Source organism: Maribacter confluentis (genome assembly GCF_030505015.1).
GTDB classification, from domain to species: Bacteria; Bacteroidota; Bacteroidia; order Flavobacteriales; family Flavobacteriaceae; genus Maribacter; species Maribacter sedimenticola.
The window spans coordinates 1,255,666-1,282,159 of the sequence record NZ_JAUKUC010000001.1 but is presented as its reverse complement, the minus strand read 5'-3'; the positions used below and the strand labels follow the sequence as shown (position 1 = coordinate 1,282,159).

Annotated in this window: 5 protein-coding genes, 4 tRNA genes, 6 rRNA genes and 1 pseudogene; 13 read left to right on the top strand and 3 right to left on the bottom strand. The window is 42.8% G+C overall.

What is annotated here, in order from left to right; genetic code table 11:
* Positions 1 to 120 precede the first annotated feature (120 nt).
* The 13 genes from Q2T41_RS05590 (at position 121) to rrf (Q2T41_RS05530) (ending at position 18,669) form a co-directional block, all read left to right on the top strand.
* Positions 121 to 3,174: a SusC/RagA family TonB-linked outer membrane protein gene (locus Q2T41_RS05590; protein ID WP_304435257.1), complete on the top strand. Its 3,054-nt coding sequence runs from the start codon at positions 121 to 123 to the stop codon at positions 3,172 to 3,174.
* A 12-nt stretch (positions 3,175 to 3,186) separates the two neighbouring features.
* The gene (locus Q2T41_RS05585; protein ID WP_304435256.1) at positions 3,187 to 4,563 is read left to right on the top strand and encodes a RagB/SusD family nutrient uptake outer membrane protein; all 1,377 of its coding nucleotides are present in this window, start codon (positions 3,187 to 3,189) and stop codon (positions 4,561 to 4,563) included.
* A gap of 117 nt (positions 4,564 to 4,680) precedes the next feature.
* On the top strand, positions 4,681 to 6,672 hold the full coding sequence (locus Q2T41_RS05580; protein WP_304435255.1) for a putative porin: 1,992 nt from the start codon (positions 4,681 to 4,683) through the stop codon (positions 6,670 to 6,672).
* A gap of 613 nt (positions 6,673 to 7,285) precedes the next feature.
* Positions 7,286 to 8,816, top strand: a 16S ribosomal RNA gene (locus tag Q2T41_RS05575).
* A gap of 185 nt (positions 8,817 to 9,001) precedes the next feature.
* A tRNA-Ile gene (locus Q2T41_RS05570) sits at positions 9,002 to 9,075 on the top strand.
* A gap of 136 nt (positions 9,076 to 9,211) precedes the next feature.
* Positions 9,212 to 9,288: transfer RNA gene (locus tag Q2T41_RS05565), tRNA-Ala, on the top strand.
* 212 nt (positions 9,289 to 9,500) lie between these two features.
* A 23S ribosomal RNA gene (locus Q2T41_RS05560) occupies positions 9,501 to 12,331 on the top strand.
* A gap of 167 nt (positions 12,332 to 12,498) precedes the next feature.
* Positions 12,499 to 12,610 (top strand): 5S ribosomal RNA (gene rrf, locus Q2T41_RS05555).
* 734 nt (positions 12,611 to 13,344) lie between these two features.
* Positions 13,345 to 14,875, top strand: a 16S ribosomal RNA gene (locus Q2T41_RS05550).
* A 185-nt stretch (positions 14,876 to 15,060) separates the two neighbouring features.
* Positions 15,061 to 15,134, top strand: a tRNA-Ile gene (locus Q2T41_RS05545).
* A 136-nt stretch (positions 15,135 to 15,270) separates the two neighbouring features.
* A tRNA-Ala gene (locus Q2T41_RS05540) sits at positions 15,271 to 15,347 on the top strand.
* Positions 15,348 to 15,559: 212 nt separating this feature from the next.
* Positions 15,560 to 18,390 (top strand): 23S ribosomal RNA (locus Q2T41_RS05535).
* Between the two features lie 167 nt (positions 18,391 to 18,557).
* Positions 18,558 to 18,669 (top strand): 5S ribosomal RNA (gene rrf / locus Q2T41_RS05530).
* The 16S, 23S and 5S rRNA genes sit together here with 4 tRNA genes alongside, the layout of an rRNA operon.
* A gap of 154 nt (positions 18,670 to 18,823) precedes the next feature.
* On the opposite strand, the pseudogene Q2T41_RS05525 reads toward rrf (Q2T41_RS05530), so the two are convergent.
* From Q2T41_RS05525 to Q2T41_RS05515, 3 genes and pseudogenes are all read right to left on the bottom strand, one after another.
* Positions 18,824 to 20,289 (bottom strand): annotated as a pseudogene (locus tag Q2T41_RS05525) (glutamate synthase subunit beta).
* Between the two features lie 9 nt (positions 20,290 to 20,298).
* Positions 20,299 to 24,807 (bottom strand): glutamate synthase large subunit, encoded by a 4,509-nt coding sequence (gene gltB, locus Q2T41_RS05520; protein ID WP_304435254.1) that lies wholly within the window; start codon positions 24,805 to 24,807, stop codon positions 20,299 to 20,301.
* Positions 24,808 to 25,126: 319 nt separating this feature from the next.
* Positions 25,127 to 26,266: an acyl-CoA dehydrogenase gene (locus Q2T41_RS05515; protein WP_304435253.1), complete on the bottom strand. Its 1,140-nt coding sequence runs from the start codon at positions 26,264 to 26,266 to the stop codon at positions 25,127 to 25,129.
* Positions 26,267 to 26,494 lie beyond the last annotated feature (228 nt).

Sequence of the window (26,494 nt, the reverse complement as noted above, 5' to 3'; positions counted from 1 at the left end):
AGAATAATTAAATAATAGTGATATTGTTTTTAACATTTGGATTTTTTGAGTTAAGATAGATTTTGCAGGAGAGTGCAATTTTTATGAATTTTACCGCAAGCTAATTCAAAAACAAATTTTATGAAACAGAAGTTGACGTGGATGTTGACGCCGCTATTGGCGTTCTTCATGACATTTTCCTATGCACAGGAAAAAACAGTGACCGGTGTTGTAACCGATCAAAGCGGATTGCCTCTACCGGGTGTATCCGTTGTAGTGGTTGGAACAACAAACGGTACTCAAACAGATTTTGATGGTAATTATGCCATTAATGCAACTCAAGGTGGGCAATTAAGGTTTTCTTACCTAGGGCAAAAAACAGTTACCTTAAATGTTGGGGCGTCCAATACATTGGATGTACAATTGGAAGAAGATGCGCAGGCATTGGAAGAAGTTGTGGTAACGGGTTATACCTCTCAGAGAAGATCGGATATTACCGGTTCTATTGTTGAGGTAAATGCCGATAAATTATCGGAAATCATTACTCCTAGTGTTGAGCAGGCATTGCAAGGTAATGTATCTGGGCTTGCAGTTTCTGCAACTTCCGGTACTCCTGGTTCTACTGCTAACATTAGAATACGTGGTATTAGTTCTATTACTGCGGGTAACGAACCATTATATGTAATCGATGGTGCTCCGGTAAGTAATGATAATGTTGGATCAAGTGGTGCATTTTCATCATTGTCCGCATTGGCAGGTTTGGACAATAACAACATTAAATCCATTACGGTATTAAAAGATGCATCTGCAACGGCACAATATGGTGCTAGGGGTGCAAACGGTGTTATCTTAATCACTACCAAAAAGGGTAGGGCTGGAGAAACTGTGTTTGATGTAAATTCAAGTTACGGTTTTCAAAGAGATGCAATTACTGGACCAGTTCCGTTAACTGCTGCAAATCGTTTGGAACTAACTGCCGAAGCTTATTTCAATGATGGAATTACAGCTACCAAGGAAGAGGCTATAAGCCAATTATTGGCAGGTAGTTTTGCTGATTGGGACGCAGCTGGCAGACCAGAAGCACGTTGGGACCTTGCGGTTAGAAACAGTGCTGCGTCGGTACAACAACATAGTATATCTGCTTCCGGTGGTGGCGAGGGTCATACGTTCTACGGATCGGTTGGTTATATGAATCAAGAAGGTACCGTTGTTGGGCCTTCATTTGAAAGAATATCCGGTGCATTGAACTTTTCAAAGGATTTGACTGAAAACATTACGTTCAGCTCTAATAACTCGGCAACCCATTCTTTGCAGAATGCTTTCTTGGAAACTAGTGCGTATTTTGAAAGTCCTAGATCGGCAAAATTCTTTTTGTCTCCGTTAGTATTGCCATATAATGCAGATGGTTCTTACAATGAGTTTGGTGGTTCTTTACCAAACCCACTATATAATAATGAGAACAATATCTATGAGAACAGGTTAACGAGAATTATTTCCAATAATAACTTAAATTGGAATTTAGGTGGTGGTCTTTCATTTGGTTCTTCGTTCAACGTAGATTACCAAGGATATAACTACAGAAATTATTCAAACAGAAATTATGGTTACGGTGTGCCAACATCTGGTGATGCTGAGCAATATGACAGAACCAATGTATTCTATGTTTTCCAAAACTATTTTGATTACAACTATGATATCAATGATAACCATAGGTTTGATTTCAAGGTGTTACAGGAATACCAGTCCAATAGAAGATATTTCTTAGGTGGTTCAGGTCAGAATTTTGCTGATGACGGTCTGTTTTATTTGGATAACGTAGGTACGCCTAATTCCGTTAGTTCTAGCTTTTCTGACTTTTACGTAGGTGCTTACATGGGACTTATGAAATATTCTGCCTTTGATGGTAAATACGTTTTAGATTTATCTTACAGAAGAGAAGGTAACTCAAGATTTGGTAAAGATAACAGATGGGGTAACTTCTGGTCTGTTGGTGGTGCTTGGAACATCCATAGAGAAGACTTTTTGGCAGATTCTAATGTAATAGATAACTTAAAGTTAAGAGGTTCTTATGGTGTAACAGGAAACGCAAACATAGATTTGAACTTATACCAATCATTATTTGGGTATAGTGAGGATTATGGTGGAGAAGGTGCGCAATATGTAGATACATTTGGTAATGACCAATTATCTTGGGAGCTTTCCAAGACTATTGATGTAGGTGTAGATTTTGGATTGTTCAAAAACACCGTTAGTGGTAGTGTTGCTTATTTCCATAGAACTTCAGAAGATTTATTGCTGAATGTTCCACTTTCGCAAACTACTGGTTTTGCAAGTCAATATGCTAATATTGGTGAGTTGACCAATAAAGGTGTTGAAGTAGATCTTAACTTTAACGTTGTAAATACTGAGGATGTGAATTTCTCCATCGGCGGTAATTTCTCTACGGTTAAGAACGAGGTTACTAAATTACCTGTAGATCCAAATGGAGTTGAAAGAACAATCACTACAACAAGGACAAGAATAGAAACTGGTCATCCGGTAAGGGAGTGGTACATGCCAACTTGGGCAGGTGTTAATCCAGAAACAGGTATAGAAGAGTGGTACGTTAATGGTGTTGATGGTGAAACAACTGCTAATTTTAATGAAGCGGAAGCTGTATTTCAAGGGTCAAATGCGGTACCTACTTTTACTGCTGGTCTTAATTTAAATTTCAAATACAAGAACTTCTTTATTAATGCTAACGGATATTACTCTGGTGGTAACAAAATATATGAAGGATGGCACTTGTACCTAAACCAATCTAATGCTTATCCTATATTGGCTTTCAACGGCTATACGTCTTTGTTGGATAGATGGCAAGAGCCTGGTGATATTGCCAGAAACGGTAAATTTACTACGGGTGCTCCAGGATGGCAGAGACATTCTAAGTACTTATATGACGGTGATTTCATGAGACTTAGAGCCTTAACTGTTGGTTTTGACCTTCCACAAAAAGCGGTGGATAGAATTGGTATCAATAAACTTAGGTTCTTTGTAAGAGGAAATAACCTATTGACTTGGGTTAAGGATGATAACTTATTGCATGATCCTGAGGTTGATGTGGATAGTCAAGGGGGTGATGTTACACCTGGTGAAACTGGATTGGAAACTCCTCCTGCTAGAACAATTTCTGTTGGAGTTAATTTGAACTTCTAAAAAAAATTAAATATGAAAAATAATAAAATAATTATGCTATTATTGGCCTCAATGGCGATAATAGTCGGTTCATGTACTACAGATGATCTTGATCCTACGTTGGCTCAAAGTAAGAACGTAGAAGGTAGTATCACAAAAGTGGATAACTTGTACAGTATTCTTAAGGGTGCTCATAATGTTATGACCTCTGAGGAGTATTATGGTAGGGACTTAATTGCCAATAATGAGGTAAGATCGGATAACGCTTTTTCCAATGGTAATTCAGGAAGGTTTACTACTCAATCTCAATTTCAATATAATGCAAATACAGGATTCATTTGGGATGATGTATATGAAATGATGTCCAATGCAAATATTATTATTAATACAGACTTATCTTCATTGGAAGGAGACTTGGCATATGGTGAGCATATTCAAGGTCAAGCAATGATTTTAAGGGCTCTTGGTAATTTTGATTTGTTAAGGGTTTATGGTCAGCAGCATGCAGGTGGTACTTTAGGTGTGCCAATTGTAAATACGTTTAAAGGAGATGATTTGTTCCCATCAAGGAGTACAGTTGAAGAGGTAAAACAAGCTATTTACACAGACTTACAAACTGCTTTTGATATGATGGATTCTTCTTATGATACTTCTAAGATTATCGTTTCTAAGTATGTTGCCAAAGCTTTAGAGTCTAGGGTTGCAGTTTATTTTGAAGACTGGGGTAGAGCGGTTACAGCCTCAGAGGCGGTAATTAATTCTGACTTGTATTCAATTATCGGTGCAGATGCTTATGTGTCTAGCTGGGCCGGTGATGGAGGTTCTAACGTAATATTTGAACTTGCCTTTAGTGGGTCAGACAATTTAGGACCTAATGCTTTATCTTACATCTACAGATATCCAAGTGATGCTCCTGCAGGTTATGGGGATCTTCAAGTTATGTCAGATGTATTGGATATTTATGATGATGGTGATGTTCGTTTAGGAATCTTTGGATTTCAAAATGAAGGAACTGAACTAAGAAACATTGGCAAATATCCAGATACTGCCATAGGTGCTGATAATATTCCTTTGTTCAGATATGAGGAGGTTGTTTTGAACTATGCAGAGGCATTGTTCGAAACCAGTGGAGATGCTTTGACTCAGTTAAATTTAATTGCTGAGAATAGAGGTGCGGTACCTTATACTTCCGTAACCAAAGAAGATATTCTTAACGAGCGTAGAAGAGAACTTATTTTTGAAGGTTTCCGTTTTGATGATTTAATGAGAACGGGTCAATCTGTAAATACAACGGGTGTATTGGAAAACACTGTTGAGACATTGACGTATCCAAACAATTTATTTGCTTGGCCAATTCCAATATCGGAAATCAATGCAAATTCAAATATGCAACAGAACGACGGTTACTAAACCCTTATTTTGTACATAATAGTAAACCCTGCTGAAAAGCAGGGTTTTTTTTGTTATAATAAAATTCACATTTACTTAGCAACAAAAAAATTAACTTTGCACGGGTAACATCGCTTCATGAAATATATATTAATAGTTTTTTTAATTTTTACATCCTGTATTGTATTTGGTCAAAAGGGGGAGTTAAGAAAAGGGGCCAGTGTAGATTCGCTGGCACCATTAAATAAGAAAAAGGTAAGTGGTCCAATGGGTAAGCAAAAATCGGATACCCTAGGTATCACGATCAAGGACTACAAGATAATTACTTTTGCTAGGGATACCACATATTTGGATACTACACTCACCATCAATAAGGAATACAAGTATAATTATTTAAGAAAAGACGATTTTGAACTTATGTCCTTTTCCAATATAGGAGAGGCATATAATTCATTGGGCTTGGATTTAGAAAGAGCTAATATTTATCCTTACCTCGGGGCAATTGGTAAGGATCAGAAATATTTGGAAAAGGAACAGATAGTATATTATAACGTTCCAACCCCAATGACCGAGTTGTTTTTTAAAACAACCTTGGAACAAGGTCAGTTTTTGGACGCGAACCTAACATTTAACACATCGCCCAGACTTAATTTTTCCATTGGTTATACCGGTCATCGTTCTTTAGGAAAATACAATGACAACCAAATACAGTCGGGCAATTTTGCCATGACAACTAATTATTTGTCTAGGAACAATAGATATTCATTGAGGGCGCATATAGCTGCGCAAAATATTATATCACAAGAAAATGGTGGGCTGTTGGAAAAGGAGCTGCAATTTGAATCTGGCGATGAAGATTTTACAAATAGGCCTAGGGTAGATGTTCGTTTTGATGATGTCGACAATAAGATATTAGGTAAAAGATATTATTTGGATCACACCTATAAACTTATTAGGAAACAATTGGATTCTACCCGCTCAGAGAAAACTTCATTGTCCATTGGCCATGTGTTTAATTATGAAACCAAGTATTATCAATTTATGCAATCGGTCAATGATACCATATTTGGTGATGCCATACTTTCAGGTATAAACGATAAGGCCGTTTTAAAAACATTTTACAATGAGGCAAATGCACAATTTTATAATAGAACTTTGGGGAAATTAACAGGTGGTCTGCAAATGTATAATTATGATTATTATTTTGATAGTCAATTTACCACAGAGGAAGGAGTGGTTATACCTAATAGATTAAATGGTACAGAACTGGCCTTAGGGGGTAAATATGAAAAACGTATTGGTGGTTTTGATTTAAATGCGGACCTTAAGTATAATTTGTCGGGCAGTTTGACCGGAAACCTTTTAAATGTTACCGCATCATATAAAATCAATCCTAAAAACAACCTTAAATTCACTCTGCATACCTCTTCAAGAATGCCCAATTTTAATTTCCTGCTTTATCAAAGTGAGTATTTAAATTATAATTGGGATAATTCAAATACCTTTAATAAGGAAAGGGTAAGTAGTCTTAGAGGAGAATTGAATTCTGTAACATGGGGTAATCTTATGGTAAAATTCAGCAATTTGGATAATTACACATATTTTGCACCGGTTTCTGAGGTTGAAATTGATGCCGGTATGGAGCAAGCTTTTATAAAACCGGTTCAAGAAAGCAATGGTATAACCTATTTAAAGGTTAAATATGAAAAGGAATTTAGGGTTGGTATGTTTGCATTGAACAATACGGTGATGTATCAAAATGTAACGCAAGAGGAGCAAGTAATGAATCTTCCTCAATTAGTTACTAGGAATACATTATATTTTTCTTCGGATGTATTTAAAAAAGCAATGTATTTACAAACAGGCATAACCTTTAAATATTTTACTGCATATAATATGAATGCGTACAATCCTGTTTTAGGAGAGTTTTATACTCAAAACAATGAAGAGTTGGGGGGCTATCCATTACTGGATTTTTTCATCAATGCACGTATTCAGCAAACACGTATTTATTTAAAGGCAGAACATTTTAATTCTTCATTTACGGGGTATAATTATTATGCCGCACCCAATTATCCGTATCGGGATTTTGTTATCCGTTTTGGTCTAGTCTGGAATTTCTTTTCCTAGGGGCCTGGTCTCGTTTCTCAACCTGCTGTAAACATGTTGGTTAGCGCGCCGTTGCAATGGCCGTATGTTTTAAAAGGCTGTTCATCAGAGCGTTGCGTATTATTTATTCTTTAGGGGTATTTTCCGTTCCCATAAAGTTCAGTAAATCAGCGGGGTAGGTGGCGGTCCAAAAAAAACCTCATTTTTTTTAAAAAAAGCCTTGTAGGTTTGGAAATAGGGTGTACATTTGCAGCCCGCTAACGATGAAGATCACGGTCTTTGTCCGCCGCCGGGGCAAGTTCATAAAAATGTTGTTTTACCGGGCCTGTAAAGAAAATTTTATTTTTTTCACAAAGTAGTTGTCAGGTTAAAAAACAGTTGTATATTTGCACCCGCTTAGGGAAACACCTAAGGGAAACGAAGCAAAGAAATCGAGAGATTTAATGCGGAGTGGATGGAAGTTCATTGAAATATTGTGGAGATAGGAATCGAGTTCAGGTGAGGACCTGGATGAGAGGAACAAGAATTAAGGAAACATACAATTTAGTATGTCGCAGGACATATATAAGGAATTGAATCGAGAGTCGGGGCCGGGAGAGATTTTGACTTCGTTGGGACGAATATATACAGAACAACGATGAAGAGTTTGATCCTGGCTCAGGATGAACGCTAGCGGCAGGCCTAACACATGCAAGTCGAGGGGCAGCGGGGAAAAGCTTGCTTTTCCGCCGGCGACCGGCGCACGGGTGCGCACCGCGTATGGAACCTGCCTTGTACAGGGGAATAGCCTTTGGAAACGAAGATTAATGCCCCATGGTACCACGACCCGGCATCGGGATGTGGTTAAAGCCTTCGGGCGGTACAAGATGGCCATGCGTCCCATTAGCTAGTTGGTAAGGTAACGGCTTACCAAGGCTACGATGGGTAGGGGCCCTGAGAGGGGGATCCCCCACACTGGTACTGAGACACGGACCAGACTCCTACGGGAGGCAGCAGTGAGGAATATTGGACAATGGAGGGGACTCTGATCCAGCCATGCCGCGTGCAGGAAGAATGCCCTATGGGTAGTAAACTGCTTTTATACGGGAAGAAAAAGGGCTACGTGTAGCCTACTGACGGTACCGTAAGAATAAGGACCGGCTAACTCCGTGCCAGCAGCCGCGGTAATACGGAGGGTCCGAGCGTTATCCGGAATTATTGGGTTTAAAGGGTCCGTAGGCGGGCCGATAAGTCAGGGGTGAAAGTCTGCCGCTCAACGGTAGAACTGCCTTTGATACTGTCGGTCTTGAGTTATAGTGAAGTTGCCGGAATATGTAGTGTAGCGGTGAAATGCATAGATATTACATAGAACACCGATTGCGAAGGCAGGTGACTAACTATATACTGACGCTGATGGACGAAAGCGTGGGGAGCGAACAGGATTAGATACCCTGGTAGTCCACGCCGTAAACGATGGATACTAGCTGTCCGGTACCTTGAGTACTGGGCGGCCAAGCGAAAGTGATAAGTATCCCACCTGGGGAGTACGTTCGCAAGAATGAAACTCAAAGGAATTGACGGGGGCCCGCACAAGCGGTGGAGCATGTGGTTTAATTCGATGATACGCGAGGAACCTTACCAGGGCTTAAATGCATATTGACAGGGTCAGAGATGACTTTTCCTTCGGGCAATTTGCAAGGTGCTGCATGGTTGTCGTCAGCTCGTGCCGTGAGGTGTCAGGTTAAGTCCTATAACGAGCGCAACCCCTACCGTTAGTTGCCAGCATGTCATGATGGGGACTCTAACGGGACTGCCGGTGCAAACCGTGAGGAAGGTGGGGATGACGTCAAATCATCACGGCCCTTACGTCCTGGGCCACACACGTGCTACAATGGCAGGTACAGAGAGCAGCCACGTCGCAAGGCGGAGCGAATCTATAAAACCTGTCACAGTTCGGATCGGGGTCTGCAACTCGACCCCGTGAAGCTGGAATCGCTAGTAATCGGATATCAGCCATGATCCGGTGAATACGTTCCCGGGCCTTGTACACACCGCCCGTCAAGCCATGGAAGCCGGGAGTGCCTGAAGTCCGTCACCGCAAGGAGCGGCCTAGGGCAAGATCGGTAACTAGGGCTAAGTCGTAACAAGGTAGCCGTACCGGAAGGTGCGGCTGGAACACCTCCTTTCTAGAGATTGTCCTTTTAAGGACGGTCCCTGACGAAGAGAAGAATGGAACCACGGTCCCGGTCTTTTGATTTAATAACAATGTTTCTTTTAAATGAAGTTCCACTATAACATCTCCATAATTATGAAATATAAGTAATTGCTTTTTTTTGCGAGGTATTTATTGCCGAGAGGAAAGAGTAGGGACAGTCCCATAGCTCAGCTGGTTAGAGCGCTACACTGATAATGTAGAGGTCGGCAGTTCGAGTCTGCCTGGGACTACAAACAAAAAGGTCGTTTTTGGTTAAGCGGCACGTTCATTAAGGATTGAAGGAAATTTTGGAAGTTGGGTATCCCAAGTTGGCGTATGGTCATCGATTAACTGATAACTGTTAACTGATAGCCGACGACTGAGAACGGGGGATTAGCTCAGCTGGCTAGAGCGCCTGCCTTGCACGCAGGAGGTCATCGGTTCGACTCCGATATTCTCCACCAGGCAATGCCTGAGGACATGAAATAGGGTCTTCGAGTATTGTAGGTGAAGTATCGATAGGATTTAATTGCCTGTCGTGGCTCACGACAACGTTCATTGACATATTGGAACAGGAGGTAAGACATTTAGGTGTTTTACCGACTAAAAAAGAAAGAAACACGAATCTTTATTAAGTAAAGAGTACGAATTAAGAATAGAATAGATTAAAGATCTGGCGACAAGCTGGAAAAGGGCGTATGGGGAATGCCTAGGCTCTCAGAGGCGAAGAAGGACGTGATAAGCTGCGAAAAGCTGCGGGGATCGGCACACACGATATGATCCGCGGATATCCGAATGGGGCAACCCGGCATATTGAAGGTATGTCATGGCGTAAGCCAAGCAAACCGGGGAACTGAAACATCTAAGTACCCGGAGGAGGAGAAAACAAAAGTGATTCCGATAGTAGCGGCGAGCGAAATCGGATTAGTCCAAACCGTTGTTGTTTCGGCAATAACGGGGTTGTAGGACCACGACATTCGAGATGTGATGAACTAGAACGCTTTGGAAATAGCGACCATAGAGGGTGATAGTCCCGTATAGGCAAAGAGCATTTAGATAGTGGTATCCTGAGTAGTGCGGGGCACGTGAAACCCTGTATGAATCCGGCGGGACCATCCGCCAAGACTAAATACTCCTGAGAGACCGATAGTGAACCAGTACCGTGAGGGAAAGGTGAAAAGAACCGTGAATAACGGAGTGAAATAGATCCTGAAACCATACGCTTACAAGCGGTCGGAGCCCATATGGGTGACGGCGTGCCTTTTGCATAATGAGCCTACGAGTTACTTTTACTGGCAAGGTTAAGTTCTTCAGGAACGGAGCCGTAGCGAAAGCGAGTCTTAATAGGGCGCCATAGTCAGTAGTAGTAGACGCGAAACCGTGCGATCTACCCATGGGCAGGTTGAAGCTGTGGTAACACATAGTGGAGGACCGAACCCGTTGACGTTGAAAAGTCTTGGGATGACCTGTGGGTAGGGGTGAAAGGCCAATCAAGCTCGGAAATAGCTCGTACTCCCCGAAATGCATTTAGGTGCAGCGTGTAGATAGTTTCATAGAGGTAGAGCTACTGATTGGATGCGGGGGCTTCACCGCCTACCAATTCCTGACAAACTCCGAATGCTATGAAATGTTTCTGCGCAGTGAGGGCATGGGTGCTAAGGTCCATGTCCGAGAGGGAAAGAACCCAGATCACCGGCTAAGGTCCCAAAGTATATGCTAAGTTGATATAACGCGGTGGAACTGCATTGACAGCCAGGATGTTGGCTTGGAAGCAGCCATTCATTTAAAGAGTGCGTAACAGCTCACTGGTCGAGCGGTTCCGCATGGATAATAATCGGGCATAAGCATATCACCGAAGCCGTGACTTTGTATTTATACAAGGGGTAGGGGAGCATTGTAACTGCGTCGAAGGCGTACCTGCGAGGGATGCTGGAGCGGTTACAAACGAAAATGTAGGCATAAGTAACGATAATGCGGGCGAGAAACCCGCACGCCGAAAGACCAAGGTTTCCCCAGCTATGCTAATCAGCTGGGGGTCAGTCGGGACCTAACGCGAACCCGAAGGGGATAGTGGATGGACAACAGATTAATATTTCTGTACCTGCTCACGCTAAAAGTGACGGAGGCGAGAAGTTGGTGCGTACAGACGGAATTGTACGTTGAAGGGAGTAGTAATACCCCGATAGTACACCGAGGCCACGGCCAAGGTGATAATCCAGCATATCGACTTCCAAGAAAAGCGAGTGAAGCAGCCCGTACCGTAAACCGACACAGGTGGTTGGGATGAGTATTCTAAGGCGCTCGAGAGATTCATGGCTAAGGAACTAGGCAAAATAGACCCGTAACTTCGGGAGAAGGGTCGCCCCCTTATGGGGGGCCGCAGTGAAGAGGTCCAGGCGACTGTTTATCAAAAACACAGGGCTCTGCAAAATCGAAAGATGACGTATAGGGCCTGACACCTGCCCGGTGCTGGAAGGTTAAGAGGAGATGTCATTCCTTCGGGGAGAAGCATTGAATTGAAGCCCCAGTAAACGGCGGCCGTAACTATAACGGTCCTAAGGTAGCGAAATTCCTTGTCGGGTAAGTTCCGACCTGCACGAATGGTGCAACGATCTGGACACTGTCTCGGCCATGAGCTCGGTGAAATTGTAGTATCGGTGAAGATGCCGGTTACCCGCAGTGGGACGAAAAGACCCCGTGCACCTTTACTATAGCTTCGTATTGACCTTGGTCAAGCAATGTGTAGGATAGCTGGGAGACTTTGAAGCTGCATCGCCAGGTGTGGTGGAGTCATTGTTGAAATACCAGCCTTTGCTTGTCCGGGGCCTAACCCTCAATGAGGGAACAGTGCGTGGTGGGTAGTTTGACTGGGGTGGTCGCCTCCAAAAGAGTAACGGAGGCTTCTAAAGGTGCCCTCAATACGGTTGGCAATCGTGTGTAGAGTGCAATGGCACAAGGGCGCTTGACTGGGAGACATACAGGTCGATCAGGTTGGAAACAAGAGCATAGTGATCCGGTGGTTCCGCATGGAAGGGCCATCGCTCAAAGGATAAAAGGTACGCCGGGGATAACAGGCTGATCTCCCCCAAGAGCTCATATCGACGGGGGGGTTTGGCACCTCGATGTCGGCTCGTCACATCCTGGGGCTGGAGAAGGTCCCAAGGGTTGGGCTGTTCGCCCATTAAAGTGGCACGCGAGCTGGGTTCAGAACGTCGTGAGACAGTTCGGTCTCTATCTACTGCGGGCGTTAGAAATTTGAGTGGATCTGACTCTAGTACGAGAGGACCGAGTTGGACCGACCGCTGGTGCACCAGTTGTTCCGCCAGGAGCATCGCTGGGTAGCTATGTCGGGATGGGATAAGCGCTGAAAGCATATAAGCGCGAAACCCGCCACAAGATGAGATTTCTTTAAAGGGCCGTGGGAGATGACCACGTCGATAGGCTATAGGTGGAAGGGCGGTAACGTCCGTAGCCGAGTAGTACTAATTGCCCGTCAGGCTTGCGCATACGTACGTCCCTTCCTTGTGGAGGGGCGCACGAGGGTCTTTACTTCTTTCTTTCGATTCTGAAACATATTTGACGATATACATGTTTCTTTCCTTTATAGTATCCTGTTCCATCCATGTCAACGATATTGCGGCGGAGGCCGCGCTCGGGAATGCCCGATCTAAAACTTAGGTGGCCATGGCGACGGGGCCCACCCCTTACCATTCCGAACAGGGAAGTTAAGACCGTTTGCGCCGATGGTACTGCTATACCAAGTGGGAGAGTAGGTAGCCGCCTTTTTCGAAAGCCCCTTACAGGAATGTAAGGGGCTTTTTTTATGCGGAAAGGTCACCGTAAGTATATCACACCGGACAAACGGTGGTAAAAAGGATATTTATTTATGGATGAAATCTGTAAAGTCCAAACAAAGGATTATTCTATAGTATTAAAATTTATTTAAGCTGTACAATTCGCCAATTCTTAACTTAAAACTTAAATAGAGGATTTATAATAAAAGGCAATCATAATATTCTAGCCACTTTATTTTTAAAATTTAGTAATATATGGATATGATGAGAAGGTGTTTTTTATTTTTTTTCTGCTACTACATTTATATGATTAATAAACCAATTTTTTAAATATCAATAGTAATTGTTAAGTGATTTGCTAATTAATTGCGATAAAATTATTATAAATCAATTTTTTTAAAGGGTAATTTTGGTAAGGATATTATTTTTTTAGTTTTTTTTCACAAAGTAGTTGTCAGGTTAAAAAACAGTTGTATATTTGCACCCGCTTAGGGAATTACCTAGGGGAAACGAGGCGAGGGAATCGGGAGATTCGGTGCCTGGTTTATGGAAGTTCATTGAAATATTGTGGAGATAGGAATCGAGAAAAGGTGAGGACCTTTTCGAGAGGAACAAGAATTAAGGAAACATACAATTTAGTATGTCGCAGGACATATATAAGGAATTGAATCGAGAGTCGGGGCCGGGAGAGATTTTGACTTCGTTGGGACGAATATATACAGAACAACGATGAAGAGTTTGATCCTGGCTCAGGATGAACGCTAGCGGCAGGCCTAACACATGCAAGTCGAGGGGCAGCGGGGAAAAGCTTGCTTTTCCGCCGGCGACCGGCGCACGGGTGCGCACCGCGTATGGAACCTGCCTTGTACAGGGGAATAGCCTTTGGAAACGAAGATTAATGCCCCATGGTACCACGACCCGGCATCGGGATGTGGTTAAAGCCTTCGGGCGGTACAAGATGGCCATGCGTCCCATTAGCTAGTTGGTAAGGTAACGGCTTACCAAGGCTACGATGGGTAGGGGCCCTGAGAGGGGGATCCCCCACACTGGTACTGAGACACGGACCAGACTCCTACGGGAGGCAGCAGTGAGGAATATTGGACAATGGAGGAGACTCTGATCCAGCCATGCCGCGTGCAGGAAGAATGCCCTATGGGTAGTAAACTGCTTTTATACGGGAAGAAAAAGGGCTACGTGTAGCCTACTGACGGTACCGTAAGAATAAGGACCGGCTAACTCCGTGCCAGCAGCCGCGGTAATACGGAGGGTCCGAGCGTTATCCGGAATTATTGGGTTTAAAGGGTCCGTAGGCGGGCCGATAAGTCAGGGGTGAAAGTCTGCCGCTCAACGGTAGAACTGCCTTTGATACTGTCGGTCTTGAGTTATAATGAAGTTGCCGGAATATGTAGTGTAGCGGTGAAATGCATAGATATTACATAGAACACCGATTGCGAAGGCAGGTGACTAACTATATACTGACGCTGATGGACGAAAGCGTGGGGAGCGAACAGGATTAGATACCCTGGTAGTCCACGCCGTAAACGATGGATACTAGCTGTCCGGTACCTTGAGTACTGGGCGGCCAAGCGAAAGTGATAAGTATCCCACCTGGGGAGTACGTTCGCAAGAATGAAACTCAAAGGAATTGACGGGGGCCCGCACAAGCGGTGGAGCATGTGGTTTAATTCGATGATACGCGAGGAACCTTACCAGGGCTTAAATGCATATTGACAGGGTCAGAGATGACTTTTCCTTCGGGCAATTTGCAAGGTGCTGCATGGTTGTCGTCAGCTCGTGCCGTGAGGTGTCAGGTTAAGTCCTATAACGAGCGCAACCCCTACCGTTAGTTGCCAGCATGTCATGATGGGGACTCTAACGGGACTGCCGGTGCAAACCGTGAGGAAGGTGGGGATGACGTCAAATCATCACGGCCCTTACGTCCTGGGCCACACACGTGCTACAATGGCAGGTACAGAGAGCAGCCACGTCGCAAGGCGGAGCGAATCTATAAAACCTGTCACAGTTCGGATCGGGGTCTGCAACTCGACCCCGTGAAGCTGGAATCGCTAGTAATCGGATATCAGCCATGATCCGGTGAATACGTTCCCGGGCCTTGTACACACCGCCCGTCAAGCCATGGAAGCCGGGAGTGCCTGAAGTCCGTCACCGCAAGGAGCGGCCTAGGGCAAGATCGGTAACTAGGGCTAAGTCGTAACAAGGTAGCCGTACCGGAAGGTGCGGCTGGAACACCTCCTTTCTAGAGATTGTCCTTTTAAGGACGGTCCCTGACGAAGAGAAGAATGGAACCACGGTCCCGGTCTTTTGATTTAATAACAATGTTTCTTTTAAATGAAGTTCCACTATAACATCTCCATAATTATGAAATATAAGTAATTGCTTTTTTTTGCGAGGTATTTATTGCCGAGAGGAAAGAGTAGGGACAGTCCCATAGCTCAGCTGGTTAGAGCGCTACACTGATAATGTAGAGGTCGGCAGTTCGAGTCTGCCTGGGACTACAAACAAAAAGGTCGTTTTTGGTTAAGCGGCACGTTCATTAAGGATTGAAGGAAATTTTGGAAGTTGGGTATCCCAAGTTGGCGTATGGTCATCGATTAACTGATAACTGTTAACTGATAGCCGACGACTGAGAACGGGGGATTAGCTCAGCTGGCTAGAGCGCCTGCCTTGCACGCAGGAGGTCATCGGTTCGACTCCGATATTCTCCACCAGGCAATGCCTGAGGACATGAAATAGGGTCTTCGAGTATTGTAGGTGAAGTATCGATAGGATTTAATTGCCTGTCGTGGCTCACGACAACGTTCATTGACATATTGGAACAGGAGGTAAGACATTTAGGTGTTTTACCGACTAAAAAAGAAAGAAACACGAATCTTTATTAAGTAAAGAGTACGAATTAAGAATAGAATAGATTAAAGATCTGGCGACAAGCTGGAAAAGGGCGTATGGGGAATGCCTAGGCTCTCAGAGGCGAAGAAGGACGTGATAAGCTGCGAAAAGCTGCGGGGATCGGCACACACGATATGATCCGCGGATATCCGAATGGGGCAACCCGGCATATTGAAGGTATGTCATGGCGTAAGCCAAGCAAACCCGGGGAACTGAAACATCTAAGTACCCGGAGGAGGAGAAAACAAAAGTGATTCCGATAGTAGCGGCGAGCGAAATCGGATTAGTCCAAACCGTTGTTGTTTCGGCAATAACGGGGTTGTAGGACCACGACATTCGAGATGTGATGAACTAGAACGCTTTGGAAATAGCGACCATAGAGGGTGATAGTCCCGTATAGGCAAAGAGCATTTAGATAGTGGTATCCTGAGTAGTGCGGGGCACGTGAAACCCTGTATGAATCCGGCGGGACCATCCGCCAAGACTAAATACTCCTGAGAGACCGATAGTGAACCAGTACCGTGAGGGAAAGGTGAAAAGAACCGTGAATAACGGAGTGAAATAGATCCTGAAACCATACGCTTACAAGCGGTCGGAGCCCATATGGGTGACGGCGTGCCTTTTGCATAATGAGCCTACGAGTTACTTTTACTGGCAAGGTTAAGTTCTTCAGGAACGGAGCCGTAGCGAAAGCGAGTCTTAATAGGGCGCCATAGTCAGTAGTAGTAGACGCGAAACCGTGCGATCTACCCATGGGCAGGTTGAAGCTGTGGTAACACATAGTGGAGGACCGAACCCGTTGACGTTGAAAAGTCTTGGGATGACCTGTGGGTAGGGGTGAAAGGCCAATCAAGCTCGGAAATAGCTCGTACTCCCCGAAATGCATTTAGGTGCAGCGTGTAGATAGTTTCATAGAGGTAGAGCTACTGATTGGATGCGGGGGCTTCACCGCCTACCAATTCCTGACAAACTCCGAATGCTATGAAATGTTTCTGCGCAGTGAGGGCATGGGTGCTAAGGTCCATGTCCGAGAGGGAAAGAACCCAGATCACCGGCTAAGGTCCCAAAGTATATGCTAAGTTGATATAACGCGGTGGAACTGCATTGACAGCCAGGATGTTGGCTTGGAAGCAGCCATTCATTTAAAGAGTGCGTAACAGCTCACTGGTCGAGCGGTTCCGCATGGATAATAATCGGGCATAAGCATATCACCGAAGCCGTGACTTTGTATTTATACAAGGGGTAGGGGAGCATTGTAACTGCGTCGAAGGCGTACCTGCGAGGGATGCTGGAGCGGTTACAAACGAAAATGTAGGCATAAGTAACGATAATGCGGGCGAGAAACCCGCACGCCGAAAGACCAAGGTTTCCCCAGCTATGCTAATCAGCTGGGGGTCAGTCGGGACCTAACGCGAACCCGAAGGGGATAGTGGATGGACAACAGATTAATATTTCTGTACCTGCTCACGCTAAAAGTGACGGAGGCGAGAAGTTGGTGCGTACAGACGGAATTGTACGTTGAAGGGAGTAGTAATACCCCGATAGTACACCGAGGCCACGGCCAAGGTGATAATCCAGCATATCGACTTCCAAGAAAAGCGAGTGAAGCAGCCCGTACCGTAAACCGACACAGGTGGTTGGGATGAGTATTCTAAGGCGCTCGAGAGATTCATGGCTAAGGAACTAGGCAAAATAGACCCGTAACTTCGGGAGAAGGGTCGCCCCCTTATGGGGGGCCGCAGTGAAGAGGTCCAGGCGACTGTTTATCAAAAACACAGGGCTCTGCAAAATCGAAAGATGACGTATAGGGCCTGACACCTGCCCGGTGCTGGAAGGTTAAGAGGAGATGTCATTCCTTCGGGGAGAAGCATTGAATTGAAGCCCCAGTAAACGGCGGCCGTAACTATAACGGTCCTAAGGTAGCGAAATTCCTTGTCGGGTAAGTTCCGACCTGCACGAATGGTGCAACGATCTGGACACTGTCTCGGCCATGAGCTCGGTGAAATTGTAGTATCGGTGAAGATGCCGGTTACCCGCAGTGGGACGAAAAGACCCCGTGCACCTTTACTATAGCTTCGTATTGACCTTGGTCAAGCAATGTGTAGGATAGCTGGGAGACTTTGAAGCTGCATCGCCAGGTGTGGTGGAGTCATTGTTGAAATACCAGCCTTTGCTTGTCCGGGGCCTAACCCTCAATGAGGGAACAGTGCGTGGTGGGTAGTTTGACTGGGGTGGTCGCCTCCAAAAGAGTAACGGAGGCTTCTAAAGGTGCCCTCAATACGGTTGGCAATCGTGTGTAGAGTGCAATGGCACAAGGGCGCTTGACTGGGAGACATACAGGTCGATCAGGTTGGAAACAAGAGCATAGTGATCCGGTGGTTCCGCATGGAAGGGCCATCGCTCAAAGGATAAAAGGTACGCCGGGGATAACAGGCTGATCTCCCCCAAGAGCTCATATCGACGGGGGGTTTGGCACCTCGATGTCGGCTCGTCACATCCTGGGGCTGGAGAAGGTCCCAAGGGTTGGGCTGTTCGCCCATTAAAGTGGCACGCGAGCTGGGTTCAGAACGTCGTGAGACAGTTCGGTCTCTATCTACTGCGGGCGTTAGAAATTTGAGTGGATCTGACTCTAGTACGAGAGGACCGAGTTGGACCGACCGCTGGTGCACCAGTTGTTCCGCCAGGAGCATCGCTGGGTAGCTATGTCGGGATGGGATAAGCGCTGAAAGCATATAAGCGCGAAACCCGCCACAAGATGAGATTTCTTTAAAGGGCCGTGGGAGATGACCACGTCGATAGGCTATAGGTGGAAGGGCGGTAACGTCCGTAGCCGAGTAGTACTAATTGCCCGTCAGGCTTGCGCATACGTACGTCCCTTCCTTGTGGAGGGGCGCACGAGGGTCTTTACTTCTTTCTTTCGATTCTGAAACATATTTGACGATATACATGTTTCTTTCCTTTATAGGATCCTGTTCCATTCATGTCAACGATATTGCGGCGGAGGCCGCGGTCGGCAATGTCCGATCCAAAACTTAGGTGGCCATGGCGACGGGGCCCACCCCTTACCATTCCGAACAGGGAAGTTAAGACCGTTTGCGCCGATGGTACTGCTATACCAAGTGGGAGAGTAGGTAGCCGCCTTTTTCGAAAGCCCCTTACAGGAATGTAAGGGGCTTTTTTTATGCGGAAAGGTCACCGTAAGTATATCACACCGGACAAACGGTGGTAAATGGTATAAAAGAAAAGGTCCCCAACTCTAAAAGATAGTTGAGGACCTTAAAAAGTAATTCAAATTATTCTATACTCTAGGTAAATCTCCTTCTCCTTTTAAAGGTAGAGCTGAAGACCCCATCAAATACTTATCTACATGATGTGCTGCTTGTCTTCCTTCTGAAATAGCCCAAACGATAAGAGATTGTCCCCTACGTTGATCGCCGGCCGCAAAAATACGGGGATATTGGTTTGATAATTATCTTCGGAAGCTTTGATATTGGTCCTTTGATCTAATTCTACACCAAATTGCTCTGTCAAAGTTGTCTCAGACCCTGTAAAACCCATGGCTAGTAAAGCCAATTCACACTTCCATTCTTTTTCTGTACCTTCTACTTCCTTTAATTGCGGTCTTTGGCCAGGATTTTTAATCCATTCCACTTCAGAAGTTATCAATCCTTTTAAATTTCCATTTTCATCTCCAATAAATCGCTTGGTAGAGATGCTAAAGAAACGTTCAGCGCCTTCTTTATGAGAAGAGCTCGTTCTTAACCTCATTGGCCAAAATGGCCAAGGTTGGTCCTTAGGTCTTTCTGGTGTGGACATTGGCATAATTTCAAAGTTTGATACGGAATTGGCTCCGTGCCTTATGGAAGTACCAATACAATCTGAACCTGTATCACCACCACCAATTACAACAACATCTTTATCCGTAGCCTTAATTTCCTCACCTAAATCTTGTATACCGTCTACACGTTTATTGTTCTGACTTAAAAAATCCATGGCTTGAACAACTCCTTTTAGTTCTGCACCTTCTATAGGTAAATTTCTTCTAACGGTAGCTCCACCAGAGAGGATTACTGCATCAAACTCTTGTTTTAATTCATTTGCCATGATATCCTTACCGACGTAGACATTGCATTTAAATGTGATACCTTCTTCCTTTAGAACTTCTAGCCTTCTATCAATCACACTCTTTTCCATCTTAAAATCTGGAATACCGTATCTAAGAAGACCGCCGGGTTTAGCATCCCTTTCAAAAACAGTGACCAAATGACCAGCACGGTTTAATTGTTGTGCAGCCGCAAGACCAGATGGTCCCGAGCCTATAACCGCTATTTTTTTATCCGTTCTGTTAAGTGGGGGTTTTGCGGTAATCCACCCCTTTTCAAAAGCAGTCTCTACTATATTCTTTTCGATATTTTCTATAGTGACCGGATCTTCATTTATTCCTAAAACACACGCTTCTTCACAAGGTGCAGGACAGAGCCTTCCTGTAAATTCAGGAAAATTATTGGTTGAATGCAAGATTTCACTCGCTTTTTCCCATTTGCCACGATAGACTGCATCATTAAAATCTGGTATTAGGTTCCCCAAAGGGCAGCCACTATGACAAAATGGTATACCACAATCCATGCAACGTGCACCTTGGTCCTTTAGTTCGCTTTCCGGCATTTTAACCGTAAACTCCTTGTAATTTTTAATACGTTGTTCTACAGGAGCATATGCTTCTACTTTTCTATCGAATTCCAAAAATCCTGTTGTCTTCCCCATGTTTCGATTTTATATGGTTTGTAAATTTTCTTTTTCTAAGCGCAAAAGGGCTTGTCTATATTCTTCTGGCAGAACCTTCACGAATTTTGGTAAATATGATTCCCAGTTTTCCAATATTCTTTGTGCCAATGGACTTGATGTGGAATTATAATGACTTGTAATTAAATCTTTTAATTGTTTAATGTCCTTGTCTTCCGTTACATCCAATAGGTTTAGACCTTCAGTACTACACTGTTTTCTAAACGTTTTTTTCTGATCAAGGACATAAGCTATACCACCGCTCATACCAGCACCAAAGTTTCTACCTACTTCACCCAGTATTACTGCAATACCCCCTGTCATATATTCGCAACCATGATCGCCAATTCCTTCAACAACGGCTTTTGCTCCCGAGTTACGAACACAAAAACGTTCCCCGGCCTTACCGTTTATATATGCCCTACCAGCGGTAGCACCATATAGTGTAACATTGCCTGTGATTACATTATCTTCTGGGACTATAGTGGATTTTTCAGGTACTTTAATAACAAGTTTAGCTCCCGAAAGCCCTTTTCCTAAGTAATCATTGGTGTTACCATTAACGACCATAGTAAGTCCTCTGGTTGCAAAAGCACCAAAACTTTGTCCTGCTGAGCCTGTAAAATTAAGTCGTAAGGTATTTATAGGCAATCCTTCTGCACCGTAAGTCTTAGAAATTTCATTACTGATAATTGCGCCTACTGCGCGATCGGTATTGCAAATTGGATAATCTAATATCAATTTCTCCTTTCTGAACAATGATGGATTAGCTTTTGCAATAATATCAAATTCAATAGACTTATCAATATCGTGTTTTTGTTTTTCGGTATTATAGAATTTAGTGCCCATTGGTACATCTACCTGATGCAATATAGGTGTAAGGTCAATACCTGCGGCCTTATAGTGTTCTATAGCTTTTTTACGATCCAATTTTTGAACTTGGCCAACCATTTCATTAATGGTTCTAAAACCTAGTTGCGCCATAATTTCCCGTAATTCTTGTGCTACGAAATACATGTAGTTGACTACATGTTCCGGTTTACCTGCAAATTTTTTCCTCAATTCAGGATTTTGTGTTGCAATACCTACTGGACATGTATTTAGATGACAAACCCTCATCATAATACAACCGGAAGCTACTAGCGGAGCAGTTGCAAACCCAAATTCCTCAGCACCTAATAGACATGCTATGGCAACATCCCTTCCGGTTTTCAATTGTCCATCACATTCAAGAACGATTCTATTTCTTAAATCATTTAATACTAGGGTTTGTTGTGCTTCTGCAATACCAAGTTCCCAAGGTAATCCGGCATGTTTTAGGGAAGTTAATGGGGAAGCACCTGTACCACCATCAAAACCACTTACTAGTACAACATCTGCTTTGGCCTTTGCAACCCCTGCGGCAACTGTACCCACACCAACTTCAGAAACCAATTTTACATTAATTCTTGCTTTTCTGTTCGCTGATTTTAAATCATAAATTAATTGGGACAAATCCTCAATTGAATAAATATCATGATGTGGCGGTGGTGAAATTAGACCCACATATGGGGTTGAATTTCGGGTTTTAGCTATTTGTGGATTTACTTTTGGTCCAGGTAATTGGCCACCTTCACCAGGTTTGGCACCTTGGGCCATTTTTATTTGAATTTCCTTTGCATTGGTCAAATAATTGGATGTAACGCCAAATCTTCCGGACGCTACTTGCTTTATGGCACTATTTTTCCAATCTCCCGTTGCATTCTTATAAAAACGGTTCTGGTCCTCTCCACCTTCTCCAGAATTACTTTTACCACCAATACGGTTCATGGCGATTGCCAAATTTTCATGCGCTTCTTGACTAATGGAACCGTAGGACATTGCCCCGGTCTTAAAACGCTTGACAATTTCTGTCCAAGGTTCAACTTCTTCTAACGGAATTGGGTCATAGTTGGAAAATTCAAAAAGTCCCCTAATGGTCATCAGGTTTTTGGACTGTTCATTAACCATACTGGAATATTCCTTATATGTGTCCGGCTCATTATTACGAACGGATTTTTGAAGTTTTGCAATTGTAAGTGGATTGAACATATGTTTTTCCCCATCTCTTCTCCATCTGTACTCGCCTCCAATCTCTAAATCCAAAGAAGCTGCAATTTCACTTTTATGAAATGTTTTTCTATGTCTTAAAGCAATTTCCTTTTCTATTTGATAAAGTCCAATACCTTGAATACGAGTTGGTGTATTGGGGAAATATTTATCAACAACTTTGGTGTTGATACCGATACATTCAAAGAGCTGAGATCCACGGTAAGAATTTAAGGTAGATATCCCTATTTTGTTCATTACCTTCAGGATTCCTTTACCAATGGCCTTATTGTAATTTTTAATGGCCTCGTCAAAAGTTATTTCGGTGATATCATGTTCTTCTATTTGTTCTGCTATGATTTCATTAACCAAGTAAGGATTTATAGCACTGGCCCCAAAACCGAATAGGAGTGCAAAATGATGTACTTCCCTAGGTTCCGCAGATTCTATAATGATACTTAACTTGGAACGTTTTCCTAATTTTTGCAATCCGCTATTTACGAACGAACAGGCCAATAGTGCAGGTATGGGAGCAAATTCCTCGCTAACGCTTCGGTCAGAAAGTATAATTATATTGGTGCCTTGGTCAACTGCTTTAGAGGCTTGGTTCAATACAGACTGCAACGCATCTTCCAAACCATTGTGTCCTTTATTGATATCATAAAGAATGGGTATAGAAACCACTTTGTAATCAGGACTAACATCATAATTTTTTATTTTGTCCAAATCTTCCTTGGATATCACAGGGTTTTGAATTTTCAATTTTCTGCAGTGAAGTTCTGAAAATTCAAAAATATTGTGGTCGCTACCAAGAGTTAAACTAATATCTGTAATCAATTCCTCCCTTATTCCATCTAAAGGTGGATTGGTAACTTGAGCGAACAATTGTTTGAAATAATTGTATATAAGCTGTGGACGTTGAGACAATACCGCAATAGGGGTATCTGAACCCATAGATCCTATTGGCTCCTTACCGGCTTTTGCCATTGGTAAGACTATTGTATTGATATCTTCCAAGGTATATCCAAAGACAGACTTCCTTTTTTCAAGGGATTCTTCGCCCAAGAACAATGGGCAATCATTATATGGTATATCCTTTAAGTGAACCAAGTTATCCTTTAACCATTTACTATATGGTTGCTGTTTGGCAATTTTCTCCTTTATTTCCTCATCATTTACAATTCTGCCCTCTTCCATATTTACCAAGAACATTTTTCCTGGTTCTAGTCTTCCATGAAATTCAACATTTTCAGGAGTAATTTCCACGACGCCAGTTTCTGATGACATAACAACATAATCATCTTTGGTAACGGTATATCTAGAAGGCCTTAAACCATTTCTGTCCAAAACCGCACCAATAAAGTTGCCATCTGTAAAGGGTATTGATGCAGGTCCGTCCCAAGGTTCCATCATACAGGAATGATATTCATAAAAGGCTCTTTTTGCCTCTGACATTTCCGTATTTTTCTCCCAAGCTTCAGGAACAAGAATCATCATTACTTCGGGTAATGATCTACCGGTCATTAATAATAATTCTACCACCATATCCATTGTGGCAGAATCTGATTTTCCAGGTAATATGATCGGTAAAATATTCTTTATTTCATCACCGAACATTTCACTCTTTAAAAGCTCTTCCCTAGAGTACATTCTAGATACATTACCTCTAAGGGTGTTTATTTCTCCATTATGGCACATGTACCTGAACGGTTGTGCCAAATCCCATGTAGGGAAAGTATTGGTAGAAAAACGTTGGTGTACCAAGGCTAATCTGGTAACCACGCGCGAATCCATCAAATCTGAATAATAAAGACTAATGTCCAAAGGCATTAACAGTCCTTTGAATATGATGATTTTAGTGGAAAGGCTTGGAACGTAGAAAAATTTATTTTCGGATAATTTGGATTTTATAATAGTATGCTCCGTTATTTTTCTAGCGATGAACAGTTTTAGGTTGAATTCAAAATATTCCTGTTCAGGATTTTCTTTGGCAACGAATATTTGTTTTACGAACGGTTCCGTTTCAGAAGCAATTCTACCGGGTACTGAACGATTAACGGGAACATTACGCCAACCTAATAATTTTAGGCCTTGTTTTTTAATATTTTCCTCAAATACTGAAATACAGAAATCTCTCTGGTTTTCTTTTCTTGGAAAGAATATATTACCAACGGCATAATCTCCTGCATCCGGTAGGTCAAAGTCACAAACTGCCTGAAAAAAATCGTGGGGTATGTCAATAAGGATACCGGCTCCATCTCCTGTCTTTCCATCGGCGCTAACGGCACCTCTATGTTCCAATCTTTCCAGTATTTCTAATGCCTTATGGATGATGTCATTAGATTTTTTTCCTTTTAGGCTGCAAATAAAGCCAGCTCCACAGTTGTCGTGTTCAAATTCTGGTAGGTATAACCCTTGCTTCTTCAATGTCATATTTGTGGTATTTCTTCAAAAATATCAATTTATTTGAATTATATTCAATGTTTCAAACTAATTCAAGTAATAAATTCAACGATTCTAATTAAACCATAAAAAATCGACAATTATCAATTTTTGATTGGTTCAATTTATCAGATTGATAAATTTAAGTTAAAGCGAGTGAATAATGGAAGAAAACTGGGGGGTAAAATTCGTGAAGTAGTAGTTTGTAACAATTTCACCCAAGCTTATGTGGTGATCAACAATTTTTATTTGGCAAAAATATAATTGTACCCCCTAATAATTTAGGGGGTGCAATTATAAAACCTATTTTTTATTGTAAAATACTACGGGAAATAACAATTTTCTGAATTTCCGAAGTGCCTTCATAAATCTGTGTTATTTTGGCATCACGCATAAGTCTTTCTACATGATAGTCCTTTACAAAGCCATTACCTCCATGTATCTGAACTGCCTCAACTGTAGTTTCCATAGCCACTTTAGAGGCATATAGTTTTGCCATTGCTCCTGAAAGGTCATAATTTTTTCCGTTATCCTTGTTTCTTGCTGCTTGGTATACCAATAATCGTGCAGCTTGTATTTCAGTATGCATATCCGCCAATTTAAAGGCAATAGCTTGGTGATTACTGATTTCTGTTCCAAAAGCTTTTCGTTCTTTTGAATATTTTAAGGCAAGTTCATAGGCTCCTGCAGCAATACCTAATGCTTGGGCGGCAATACCTATTCTGCCACCTGCCAAGGTTTTCATGGCAAATTTAAATCCAAAACCATCTTCACCTATTCTATTGCTTTTTGGGACCTTTACATCATTGAATATAAGAGAATGAGTGTCGCTTCCGCGTATCCCCAATTTATTTTCTTTAGGGCCAATTTCAAAGCCTTCAGCTCCTTTTTCAACGATTATGGCATTAATGCCCCTGTGCTTTTTTTCCTTGTCTGTCTGTGCAATAACAATATAAACACTGGCTGAACTACCATTGGTTATCCAGTTTTTTGTGCCATTTAATATATAATGGTCACCATGATCTATGGCCGTGGTTCTTTGGGACGTTGCATCACTACCGGCTTCCGGTTCGGAAAGACAGAACGCGCCCAGAACTTCTCCAGTTGCAATTTTGGTAAGGTATTTTTCTTTTTGTTCTTCTGTGCCAAATGCTTCCAATCCCCAGCACACCAAAGAATTGTTGACCGACATTATTACAGAAGTAGAGGCATCAATTTTTGAAAGTTCTTCCATGGCCAATACATATGATAAAGTGTCCAGGCCGCTTCCCCCATATTTAGGGTCTACCATCATCCCTAAAAATCCTAATTCGCCAAGTTTTTTAACCTCTTGTTCAGGAAATCGTTGGGCATCGTCTCTTTCGATTACTTCCGGTAATAGTTCGGTTTGCGCAAAATCCTTTGCAGCTTGTTGAATTAGTTTTTGTTCTTCGGTTAAAGAAAAATCCATGTATTAGAGGTTAAAAGTTATGTTCTCAAAGATAAAGATATACGAAGAGAAAATCTAGAGCAATCTTGATCAGTAATGGCTCGGCGCTACTTTGAATTTGTTAATAACATATTAAATTTCAGGTGGTCTATGCTCTATATTCGTTAAAACGATGTCAATAAAAACTCGTTAATATTTAATTAGTGGCATTTAAGTATTTGGATGTCAGATATCTTGGCTATTATTGTC